At 61.2% G+C, this 755-nt stretch carries 1 protein-coding gene; it reads left to right on the top strand.

What is annotated here, in order from left to right:
* A partial coding sequence (locus tag AFIDRAFT_RS19055) for an outer membrane protein (RefSeq protein WP_009341322.1) occupies window positions 1–690 on the top strand: 690 nt, incomplete at its 5' end.
* Between the last annotated feature and the right edge of the window lie 65 nt (window positions 691–755).

The following is a 755-nucleotide window of genomic DNA, read 5'->3' as shown; positions in this document are numbered from 1 at the left end:
CTTCTTGCAGCCACCGTCGCGGCTCTGAGCTCGACCTCGGTGTTCGCTGCTGACCTCGCAGCCCGCCACTATACGAAGGCGCCGGCTTACGTTGCGCCGATCTACAACTGGACCGGTTTCTACATCGGTGCCCAGGTTGGCGGCGCTTTCCAGGGTTCCAGCGGTTACAATGCGACTGCTGGCGTTGTCGGCACCCGTGACGACAGCTCGTTCATCGGCGGCGGCGTCGTTGGCGCCAACTACCAGTTCGCTCCGAACTGGGTTGTCGGTCTCGAGGGCGAATTCAACGGCCTGTCGAACAACCGTCACACCTTCACCGATGCGACCGCGAATACGGTCAGCATCAAGAACGACTGGCTGGCTTCGGTCACCGGCCGCCTCGGCTACACCTGGGGTCCCGGCATGATCTACGCTAAGGGCGGTGTTGCATTCCGCGACAACGGCGGCGTGACCTCCAACGTGGTGGCCCTGGTTGACCGCAACGACACCGGCTACACCGTCGGCGCCGGCCTCGAATACATGTTCGCTCCGGCCTGGTCGGCAAAGGTTGAGTACCAGTACTACAACTTCGACCACACCAACGTTGCGTTCGCCACCAACACCGCGAGCTATCGCGACGACCTTCACACTGTGAAGGCTGGCATCAACTACCACTTCAACTGGGGTGGCCCGGTTGTCGCCAAGTACTAAGACCTTCTGATCGCATCTGCGATCCGACGAAAAGGCCGGCGAAAGCCGGCCTTTTTTGTTGTCTG

Source organism: Afipia sp. 1NLS2 (assembly GCF_000178995.1).
Lineage (GTDB): Bacteria > Pseudomonadota > Alphaproteobacteria > Rhizobiales > Xanthobacteraceae > Afipia.
This window is presented reverse-complemented; position numbering and strand designations above follow the sequence as displayed.